The sequence below is a fragment of the Limnothrix sp. FACHB-1083 genome, from assembly GCF_014696485.1.
GTDB lineage: Bacteria > Cyanobacteriota > Cyanobacteriia > CACIAM-69d > CACIAM-69d > CACIAM-69d.
The window spans coordinates 268,824-279,420 of record NZ_JACJQD010000007.1 but is presented as its reverse complement, the minus strand read 5'-3'; the positions used below and the strand labels follow the sequence as shown (position 1 = coordinate 279,420).

General features: G+C 53.5%; 5 protein-coding genes, 1 tRNA gene and 1 riboswitch. Of the genes, 2 read left to right on the top strand and 4 right to left on the bottom strand.

Annotated features, from left to right (window positions below):
* Positions 1-151: 151 nt before the first annotated feature.
* Complete coding sequence (locus H6F46_RS11315; protein ID WP_190356143.1) at positions 152-853, bottom strand: hypothetical protein; 702 nt, start codon at positions 851-853, stop codon at positions 152-154.
* Positions 854-1,381: 528 nt separating this feature from the next.
* Here H6F46_RS11315 and H6F46_RS11310 point away from each other — a divergent pair.
* Positions 1,382-1,454 (top strand) — tRNA-Glu (locus tag H6F46_RS11310).
* Between the two features lie 217 nt (positions 1,455-1,671).
* Here H6F46_RS11310 and H6F46_RS11305 read toward each other — a convergent pair.
* Positions 1,672-2,112, bottom strand: a complete 441-nt coding sequence (locus tag H6F46_RS11305) for a hypothetical protein (protein ID WP_099533142.1) — start codon at positions 2,110-2,112, stop codon at positions 1,672-1,674.
* A 197-nt stretch (positions 2,113-2,309) separates the two neighbouring features.
* A riboswitch (TPP riboswitch) is annotated at positions 2,310-2,410 on the top strand.
* A gap of 10 nt (positions 2,411-2,420) precedes the next feature.
* On the opposite strand from H6F46_RS11305, the gene thiC reads away from it, so the two are divergent.
* Positions 2,421-3,809 (top strand): phosphomethylpyrimidine synthase, encoded by a 1,389-nt coding sequence (gene thiC, locus H6F46_RS11300; protein ID WP_099533161.1) that lies wholly within the window; start codon positions 2,421-2,423, stop codon positions 3,807-3,809.
* Positions 3,810-4,104: 295 nt separating this feature from the next.
* On the opposite strand, the gene H6F46_RS11295 is transcribed toward thiC, so the two are convergent.
* Together H6F46_RS11295 and H6F46_RS11290 are read right to left on the bottom strand one after the other, a co-directional pair.
* A complete protein-coding gene (locus H6F46_RS11295; RefSeq protein WP_190356142.1) occupies positions 4,105-6,654 on the bottom strand; it encodes a COR domain-containing protein in 2,550 nt (849 codons plus the stop codon).
* 144 nt (positions 6,655-6,798) lie between these two features.
* Positions 6,799-10,350 carry a leucine-rich repeat domain-containing protein gene (locus H6F46_RS11290; RefSeq protein WP_190356141.1) on the bottom strand — a complete coding sequence of 1,184 codons (3,552 nt, stop codon included), beginning with the start codon at positions 10,348-10,350 and terminating at the stop codon, positions 6,799-6,801.
* Between the last annotated feature and the right edge of the window lie 247 nt (positions 10,351-10,597).

Below are 10,597 nucleotides of genomic sequence, written 5' to 3'. Positions count from 1 at the left end.
GATTGAGCAAGGATTATGAGTTGTATTCGGAGACGAGCGAAGGGATGATCTACGGCTGCTTAATGCATTTGATGGTGAAACGATTAGCGGGGATGGCTGATTAATATTGTCTTTATAAATCAGCTCTTAGATTGGCACTGTTTCCAAGGATTCAGCGCTTCGTGGGGGCCCCAGCGGGCGGCAGTTCTCCACCGATGACGGTCGATCGCTCAAAGAGCAACTGTCGAGCGCGGGCGGCTCCCAATTCTCCATAGACCCGCAAGGTGTAGGAACCGGGCGGCAAGGGGCCGATCGTGCCGGTAATTTGGTAATCGCATAGACAGCGACAATGTTCCCCCTCATTGCGTTCCACGACGGTGATGATCGATTGGCCGCCTTCGCGATCGAGGGAGCGATCGAGCACAAAAGCCGCACAGCAGGTGTAGGTCAAATCATGGCCAAAGACCAGCGTTCTGCCTTCGGTGCTGATGGCGATGTTGCTGACCAACTCTCGTCCCAAAGCCAAGGGAGAACGGGTCAACCCCTCGGAGGCCCCACTTTTGCAGGTTAGGGCCCGAGCCGCCGCCCAAAGAGGCGCAACCGCAGGCGATATCGAGGCATCTTCGCAACCGGAAACCGAATAGTCAAACTTCAGCTCACGATCCGGGCCGGGCGCAGTCACCCGGGGCGCAGGCTGAGGTTGCCCAACCCGATCGATCGCCCCCGGGAGCGCCTGGGCCACCGCCGATCGCCCTTGATCAATCGCCTCAATGGCCAACAGGGCCACACAACCCAGCACCACAGCCCAGCCCAAGGGCGATCGGGAGGGCGATCGCTGGCCCGATCGGTCACGCGATCGATGAATTTGTTGCATTCCCCCAATCCTCCCTTGCGCCTCGTGCAATTTACCAGTTCCCGATCACCCCAATACTCCACTTATTCATGGCTGCCCGTCGCCATTCCGCCAGGGTGGCCAACCAATCTCGCTCGATCGCCCCAGGCTTCCGCAGTCAAACATCAAACGGGCTGGTTTGGGATCTGGCCGGCGCTGAATCGGGCTGGTCTTGGATTTTGTCTAGGATCTGCTCCAATCATAACGAGCACCCCCAAGCCGGAGTCATCCATCAAAGCAGTTGCCACCGCGTCCTGAACCGGTGCATAGTGCAGGTTAATGAAGTGACCGCTGGCTGACCCGAGCGATCGGAATGCTGAGATCAATTATTAACGATTGTTAAGAATTAATTGAGTGCTTGACACTTCTAGAGGAGTTCGCTAATTTAGATATCGCGAAAGGCGCGGACGGCAAGCAAAACGCGAGCGAAACGCCCACGGCAAAAGAACTCAAGCGATGGTAAAGTAAGTTTACCGAGCCTGAGCGTTCCGAGCGAAAGCTCAATGATATGCCCCCATCGTCTAGAGGCCTAGGACACCTCCCTTTCACGGAGGCGACGGGGATTCGAATTCCCCTGGGGGTATCAAAAACAAAACTGACTAGCGAGCCGGGTCACACCGGAAGTTAGGAAGGGTTAAGAGTCGAGAGCCTGTTGTGATTACGACAGGCTCTCAGCCCATTTGGGGGTTCCCGTAATCCTTGGGTGTTCCCAGGGGGGACAGGGTTAGGGCGATCGCCCGGGTTAGGGTTGGGAGACCCAACCCCTACGGCGATGGAAATGGCGATCGACCCTAACGCCTTTACAGAACCGCGCCGAGTTGTCGCTCCAGTTTCCGAATCAGGCCCGCACGACTGACCACGGTGGCCGTTTGCCGCTCGATGCGCACAAACACACGCCCCGAAAACCACTTGCGCCAGGAAGCGCGTTCATAAACCTGGATGCCGGTGCGATCGCCCAGCACGGTTGTGGGATCCACCGTCACAAATTCCCAGCTCGTGAGCAGTTGCTCCAGTTGCGTTTGCAGATCATTGCCCGATCGCACCGTCAGCTCCAGCGAAGCCGTGCGGTTGAAATAAGCCCCCAACAGCCCCAACACCAGCCCGATCGGCAAGGCTGTTTCGATCGCCTCCAGGCCCAACCGTCCACCAAACAGCAACGGCGCACTCGAGAAAGTGGCCACCACCGTCGCCATCACGGTGTAGTAGACAAATGTGAACAAAAATCCTGGCCCCTGTGGCATGGTCTGGCGACTCCGTACAACGTTTCCAACACAATTTCCCACCCAATTTAGACGCGATCGCCCGCCAGTCAAACCCCGATCGCGATTCTGTGGCTTTCCCCAATTGATCCTTTCCCCAGTCGATCCCCGCCCGGTTTTCCAGCCAATGGCAGCCAAGGCAAAATGGTAGGATGAAACCTCAGCGCCAGCTCCACCACTGGCCAAGCTAGGGGTGTCTGGGATCCTTGCCCAGGCTGAGAACACACCCTTAGAACCTGATCCGGTTCAAACCGGCGTAGGAAAGCTACTTTTTTGAGGAACCAAATATGTTGCGTAGCGAATGGGTTGCCAAGCGTCGCGGTCAAGAAAACGTGTCGCAAATGCACTACGCACGTCAGGGCATCATCACCGAAGAGATGCTCTACGTTGCCCAACGCGAAAACCTCACCCCCGAACTGATTCGCGACGAGGTGGCCCGCGGCCGGATGATCATTCCGGCTAACATCAACCACCCCAACTTGGAGCCGATGGCGATCGGGATTGCCTCCAAGTGCAAAGTCAACGCCAACATCGGCGCATCGCCCAACTCCTCCAACCTGGCCGAAGAAGTGGCCAAGCTGGAACTGGCGGTGAAATATGGCGCAGACACCGTGATGGACTTGTCCACCGGCGGCGGCAATCTGGACGAAATCCGCACGGCGATCATCAACGCCTCGCCCGTGCCGATCGGGACTGTGCCGATCTACCAAGCTCTGGAAAGCGTCCATGGTCGGATCGAAAACCTGACCGCCGATGATTTCTTGCACATCATCGAAAAGCACGCCCAGCAAGGTGTGGACTACATGACGATCCACGCCGGGATCTTGATCGAGCACCTGCCCTTGGTCAAGAGCCGGATCACCGGGATTGTGTCGCGCGGCGGCGGCATCATCGCCCGCTGGATGCTGCACCACCACAAGCAAAACCCGCTCTACACGCACTTCGACGACATCATCCAAATCTTCAAGAAATACGATGTGTCCTTCAGCTTGGGCGACTCGCTGCGTCCCGGCTGTACCCACGATGCGTCCGATGAAGCGCAATTGGCTGAGCTGAAAACCCTGGGCCAACTGACTCGCCGCGCTTGGGAGCACGATGTGCAGGTGATGGTGGAAGGCCCCGGCCACGTGCCGATGGATCAGATCGAGTTCAACGTGAAGAAGCAGATGGAAGAGTGCTCCGAAGCGCCTTTCTATGTGTTGGGGCCGCTGGTGACGGACATCGCACCGGGCTATGACCACATCACCAGTGCGATCGGGGCGGCCATGGCCGGCTGGTATGGCACGGCGATGCTCTGCTACGTCACGCCGAAGGAGCACCTGGGCTTGCCGAACGCGGAAGACGTGCGCAACGGTTTGATCGCCTACAAGATCGCGGCCCACGCGGCGGACATTGCTCGCCACCGGCCCGGTGCGCGCGATCGGGACGACGAACTCTCGGCAGCTCGCTACAACTTCGACTGGAACAAGCAGTTTGAGCTGTCCCTCGATCCGGAGCGGGCCAAGGAATACCACGATGAAACCTTGCCGGCCGACATCTACAAAACCGCTGAGTTCTGCTCGATGTGTGGGCCCAAGTTCTGCCCGATGCAAACCAAGGTGGATGCGGATCAACTGACGGAATTGGAAAAATTCCTGGCCAGCGAAGCCGCGAAGAAGGACTTGGTGGCGGCTCCGTAAGGATCAAGCACAGGATTGATGGGTGGTTCGATCGAGCCGCCTAACTAGCCAGGGGTGGGATTTTCCTACCCCTTTTTTTATGGGTTTTGGGGAGGCGTTGCGGCTCAAAAGGTCGGTTTCAACCACCATGTTGAAGGCGGCGGCGTTTTTGAAGGCAGCCCAGAGGGTTTGCTGCCCAGTGAAATCTTGAATCATCACCCGGTTTTGCAGTTTGGCGGCGGTTGGCGAGGCGACGTTGCAGGCTTTTCCAGGTGTTGGTGTGGGGTGTTTGGCTACCTTGGCATTGACTGCAATTTCAGGGGATCAGGACTTCATAGGTGAGGCGATCATAGCTCCGGTTAATTTTGTCGAGTTCGTGACCCACAATGGTCATCAGTTGGCGTTTGTTGGAGCCAGAAATGCGGATGGTGATGTTGGCTTTGGAGTAGCGATCGTCTTCAATAATTTCGGCGCGGGCGGAACAGTTGGTAATCACCATGCCATGTTTCCAGACGCAGAAAGTCTCCTCAATTTTCTCAATTTGTTCGTGGAGCGCCACGATTAGCTGCGGGAAAATGGCTTTGGGTTTGAATTGGTAGCGATAGCTGAGGATTAGGTTATCGGCGCTGTCCCAATCATAATCAAGGCGTTCTTTTTCAAGCAGTTGAGGGGCAATGTAGCGACCTTTGCAACCGGGAATTTCATAGCAAAGGGCAAACTCCTTCATCAGTTGCAAGAGTGCACTGCGTGTTTGCGATTCATTACTCTCATCCCACAGTTGTTCAAGGGTGTCGTCATTGAAGCGGCCAAAGTTGGCTCTAACTTCTTGGTTATCAAGAATTTTGTAGAGCGAAACAGTAGCCCATTCAGGTCTGAGAATCAGGAATCTCTTGAGGGATGGGACATTTTGAAAATGTAGGCAGATGCCCAAGTCGTGCAGAAATTGGCTGGCAGCTAGCATATCTGCTTCGGTGCTGAAGCCATTTTTCCGACAAAGATCGAAATAGTCCCCGAGTTCTAGAATGTTGCGGCTTTGGGAATAGTTGTCAATGACGGTGCGAATGTTAGCCCAGTGAGCGGGAATGATTTGTTGAACGTGATCGAGACTGCTGAGATACTGTTGAATTTTGGCACGAATGGTGTCTAGTTCGCGATTGGTTTCTAGGTTGGTGCTGAGGGATTCTTTGAGGTTGCTGAATTCGCCGCGTAGGGTGCGATCATCAGGCTGACATTGGCGATCTTGTTTTTCATTTTTGATGATCAGCAGGGGACTGTTGTCACCAAAGGCTTGTGCGATGTTGAGCCAGTAATAGAAATCGGTATTCTCTTTGCGATCGTCGGTAACCAGCAAATACAAAGATCGTTTTGTTAGAAAAAATTGGTGAGTGGCGTGGTAAATTTCCTGACCGCCAAAGTCCCAAATATTGACGCGCATCGGTGTGCCATCTAAGTGGGAAATTTCCCAGGGCAGCACGTCAATTCCCTCAGTGGATTTTTCTTTAGGTTCGAGTTGACAAGTTTCGTCTTCGAGCTTTCTGACGAGGCTAGTTTTACCTGTGCCGCCTTCGCCAATGATCAACAATTTGGCTTCGTAGAGGGGCTTGGGATCACGTTGGCTATTGAAATAAAAATCCAGAATAGTTTGTGACTCGTAATAAAGACCCCATAAATTTTCAGACAACTGTTCTTGTCTACATAGAATCTCTGGAGGAATGGGGAGAGGATTTCCAGACAAATCTAGATGTTCGAGGTTTGGTAATTCTCGAATAGATGCTGGCAACTCACTCAGATGGTTGTAGCCAAGGTCAAGATCTGTCAAATTTTGCAGTTGTGCGATCGCCGCTGATAGCTCTCTCAGTTGGTTATAGCTGAGGTTAAGCATAGTTAGATTTTGCAATTGCGCGATCGCCGTCGGTAGTTCCCTCAATTGGTTATCGCTGAGGTCAAGCGATGTCAGATTTTGCAATTGTGCGATCGCCACTGGTAGCTCGCTGATTTGGTTGTCGCCGAGGTAAAGCGTAGTCAAACTTTTCAATTCACTGGTTACCGCCGGTAGTTCTCTCAATTGGTTATCGCGGAGGTCAAGCTCTGCCAAATTTTGCAGTTGTGCGATCACCGCTGGTAGCTCGCTGATTTGGTTGTTGCCGAGGTCAAGCGATGTCAGATTTTGCAATTGTGCGATCGCCACTGATAGCTCGCTGATTTGGTTGCCGCTGAGGTCAAGCGATGTCAAATTTTCCAGTTGCGCGATCGCCGCTGGTAGCTCACTGATTTGGTTGCCGCTGAGGTCAAGCGATGTCAAATTTTGCAGTTGCGTGATCGCCGCCGGTAACTCCCTCAGTTGGTTTTCGCGGAGGTCAAGCTCTGCCAAATTTTGCAGTTGGGCGATCGCCGCTGGTAGCTCCCACAGTTGGTTTTCGCAGAGGCTAAGCGTAGTTAGATTTTGCAATGGCGCGATCGCCGCTGGTAGCTCGCTGATGTGGTTGTTGTCGAGGTAAAGCGTAGTCAAACTTTCCAGTTCACCGATTGCCGTCGGTAGCTCACTCAGTTGATTGTCGCGGAGGTCAAGCAATGTCAGATTTTTCAGTTGCGAGATCGCCGCTGGTAACTCGCTAATTTGGTTGTAGCTAAGGTCAAGATTTGTCAGATTTTGCAGTTGACCGATTTCGGGCGGCAGCGTCGTTAATTGATTGCCCTTCCATTTTTCGGTTTCCTCGTCCCACTTCCCCAAAATCAAAACCTGAAGCTGAGTTAGCTCACCAATTTCCGGGGGCAACTCCACCAAATCCAGCCCCGCCAGATCCAGCTCCGTCCAGCCCTCCGCCTTCGCCCGCTCCAGCAGCGCCAACAACTCCGCCCGTTCCATGCCGCCGCCCCCTCACATCACCGCTCCAATTGTAGGAGCCTATCCCCTAAGAATGTTGGGGATATGGGAGCAATGCCGCAGAGAAACTCGCAAGGGGTGGGAGTTTCCTGCCCCTTTTTTGGTGTTTTTAGGAAGCGTTGCGGCTCAAAAGGTTGGTGTCCCAAAGGGGTTGTCTTCACCGGGGGGCAGGGCTTCGCGGGCTTCCAGTCCGCCGCGCACTCCTTCGACCACCACGTTAAAGGCGGCAGCAGCGATCGCGCCGGGTACGCCAGCGCTGGCTAGGGCGATGCCAACGGCACTTTTGGCGAGTTCGGGGCCGGCGTTTTTGAAGGCGGCCCAGAGGGTTTGTTGCCATTCCAAATCTTTGAAGGTGACTTGGGTTTGCAGTTTGGCGGTGGTGGTTTGTTCGTCGATTTTCAGTTGTTTCAGCAGGTCTTGGATTGCCTGTTGGGCGGCTTCAGGGGTTTGGGGGGCGTGGTAGTTGTTAACGGTTTTGTCGCCTGCTACGTTGTCGCCGCTGCCGTGGTGGTTTTGGGTGATGTTGGTGGTCATGGGTTGATTGTCGTTTCGGTTGTAGATGTTGATTGTGGTTGGTTGCGGGCTGAATGGGGAGGCGGATTGGCTTTGGTTGGGTTGCTCGAATCTCTCCATTTTGTCGAGGTTGTCGCGGGGTTGGGGTTCGGCGATGTCGTCGATGAGGCGGCGCACATCGACATCTTCATAGCTTTGGTCACATTCGACGGTGCGGCGGCCGTTGGCGAGGCGGCGTTGCAGACTTTCCCAGGAGTAGGTGTGGGGGGTTTGGCTGCCTTTGCATTGGCTGCAATTGCAGGGGATTAGGACTTCGGTGGTGAGGCGTTCATAGCTGCGGTTAATTTTGTCGAGTTCGTGCCCAACAATGGTGAGCAGTCGGCGTTTGTTGGAGCCAGAAACGCGGATGGTGATATCGGCTTCGTAGTAGCGATCGTCTTCAATGATTTCGGCGCGGGCGGGGCCGTTGGTGATTACCATGCCATGTTTCCAGACGCGGCAGTTGTGCTCGATTTGTTCATGGAGCGCCACGATCAGTTGGGGGAAAATGGCTTTGGGTTTGAAGGTATATCGATAGCTGAGGATCAGGTTGTCGGTGCTGTCCCAATCATAATCAAGGCGTTCTTTTTCGAGCAGTTGGGGGGCAATGTAGCGACCTTTGCAGCCGGGAATTTCATAGCAAAGGGCAAACTCTTTCATCAGTTGCAAGAGTTCGTCGCGCATTTGGGATTCGTCGCCTTTATCCCAAAGTTGTTCGAGGGTGTCGTCATTGAAGCGGCCAAAGTCGGCTCTGACTTCTTGGTTATCAAGAATTTTGTAGATCGTGCCGGTTGCCCATTCAGGTTTCAGGATCAGAATTCTTTTGAGAAATCGGACATCTTGAAAATGGAGGCAAATACCTAAGTCATGCAGAAATTGGCTGGCAGCTAGCATATCTGCTTCGGCGCTGAAGCCATTTCTGCGGCAGAGATCGAAATAGTCCCTGAGTTCTAAAACGTTGCGGCTTTGGGAATAGTTTTCAAGGACGGCGCGAATATCAGCCCAGTGAGCAGGAATGATTTGTTGAACGTGGTCGAGGCTGCTGAGATATTGCTGAACTTTGGCGCAGATGGTGTCTAGACCGCGATTGGTTTCTAGGTTGGTGCTGAGGGATTCTTTGAGGTTACTGAATTCGCCGCGTAGGGTGCGCTCATCGAGCTTGCATTGGCGATCTTGTTTTTCATTTTTGATGATCAGCAGGGGGCTGTTGTCGCCAAAGGTTTCTGCAACCTTTAGCCAGTAATAAAAATCAGTGTCATCTTTTCGTTCATCGGCAACCAGCAAATATAAGGAGCGCTTAGTTAGGAAAAATTGGTGGGTCGCGTGATAGATTTCTTGACCGCCAAAGTCCCAAATATTGACGCGCATCGGTGTGCCGTCTAGATGAGAAATTTCCCAGGGCAGCACATCAATCCCTTCGGTGGATTTTTCCTGGCTTTCGATTTGATAGCTTTCATCTTTTAGTTTTTTAGCAAGGCTGGTTTTGCCTGCGCCGCCTTCACCAATGATCAACAGCTTGGCTTCGTAAAGGGGTTTTGGATCACGTTGGCTGTTGAAATAAAAATCCAGAATTGGTTGTATGTCACCTGGTTCGTACCGATTTTTTTCACCCAAAATTTCTGGGGGAATACGAACCGGATTGCCGCGTAAATCCAGCTTTTTGAGCTTGGGCAATTCTCGAATGAAGTCTGGTAGCTGACTAAGTTGGTTATTGTTGAGGCGAAGCTCAGTCAGATTTTGCAGTTGAGCGAGCACCGCTGGTAACTCCCTCAGTTGGTTGGAGCTGAGGTAAAGCGTGGTCAGATTTTGCAGTTGAGTGAGCACTGCTGGTAACTCGCTCAGTTGGTTATCGCTGAGGTCAAGCGCTGTCAGATTTTTCAGCTCACCGAGCACCGCTGGGAACTCCCTCAGTTGGTTGTCGCTGAGGTCAAGCGCTGTCAGATTTTTCAGCTCACCGAGCACCGCTGGTAACTCCCTCAGTTGGTTCATGCTGAGGTCAAGCGCTGTCAGATTTTTCAGCTCACCGAGCACCGCTGGGAACTCCCTCAGTTGGTTGTCGATGAGGTTAAGCGATGTCAGATTTTTCAGCTCACCCAGCACTGCTGGTAAATCACTCAGTTGGTTGCTGTAGAGGTTAAGCGATGTCAGATTCTTCAGCTCACCGAGCACCGCTGGTAACTCGCTCAGTTGGTTGTCGCTGAGGTCAAGCGCTGTCAGATTTTTCAGCTCACCGAGCACCGCTGGGAACTCCCTCAGTTGGTTCATGCTGAGGTCAAGCGATGTCAGATTCTTCAGCTCACCGAGCACCGCTGGTAACTCGCTCAGTTGGTTCACGCTGAGGTTAAGCGATGTCAGATTTTTCAGCTCACCGAGCACCGCTGGAAACTCCCTCAGTTGGTTGTTGCAGAGGTTAAGCGATGTCAGATTTTTCAGCTCACCGAGCACCACTGGGAACTCCCTCAGTTGGTTGAAGCGGAGGTCAAGCGATGTCAGATTTTTCAGCTCACCGAGCACCACTGGGAACTCCCTCAGTTGGTTCATGCTGAGGTCAAGCGCTGTCAGATTTTTCAGCTCACCGAGCACCGCTGGGAACTCCCTCAGTTGGTTCATGCTGAGGTCAAGCGCTGTCAGATTTTTCAGCTCACCGAGCACCGCTGGGAACTCCCTCAGTTGGTTGTAGTGGAGGTCAAGCTCAGTCAAATTTTTCAGCTCACCGAGCGCCGCCGATAACTCCCTCAGTTGGTTGCCGACGAGGTCAAGCGATGTCAGATTTTTCAGCTCACCGAGCACCGTTGGTAACTCCCTCAGTTGGTTGCCGATGAGGTTAAGCGATGTCAGATTTTTCAGCTCACCGAGCACCGCCGGTAGCTCCCTCAGTTGGTTGTTGAAGAGGGAAAGCGATGTCAGATTTTTCAGTTGACCAATTTCGGGCGGCAGCGTTGTTAATTGATTGCCTTTCCATTGTCCAGTTTCTAGCTCAAACTTCCCTAAAATCAAAACCTGAAGCTGAGTCAGCTCACCAATTTCCGGGGGCAACTCCACCAAATCCAGCCCCGCCAGATCCAGCTCTGTCCAGCCCTCCGCCTTCGCCCGCTCCAGCAGCGCCAACAACTCCGCCTGCTCCATGCCACCGCCCCCTCACATCACCGCTCCAATTGTAGGAGCCTATCCCCAACATCCCGTAGGGTGCATGGGAGCACGGCCAAAGAGAAACGACGATTTCGTCTCATCTCCCATGCACCACAATCCGTCACGCACTTAACGACCATTTCTTGAAAGCATCTGATCGTGAGGGAGCGATCGCGCTGCGGTGCATGGGAGAACCCATCCAGCGTGTTTTAACCATTGGGCCGTCCTCCCATGCACCCTACGG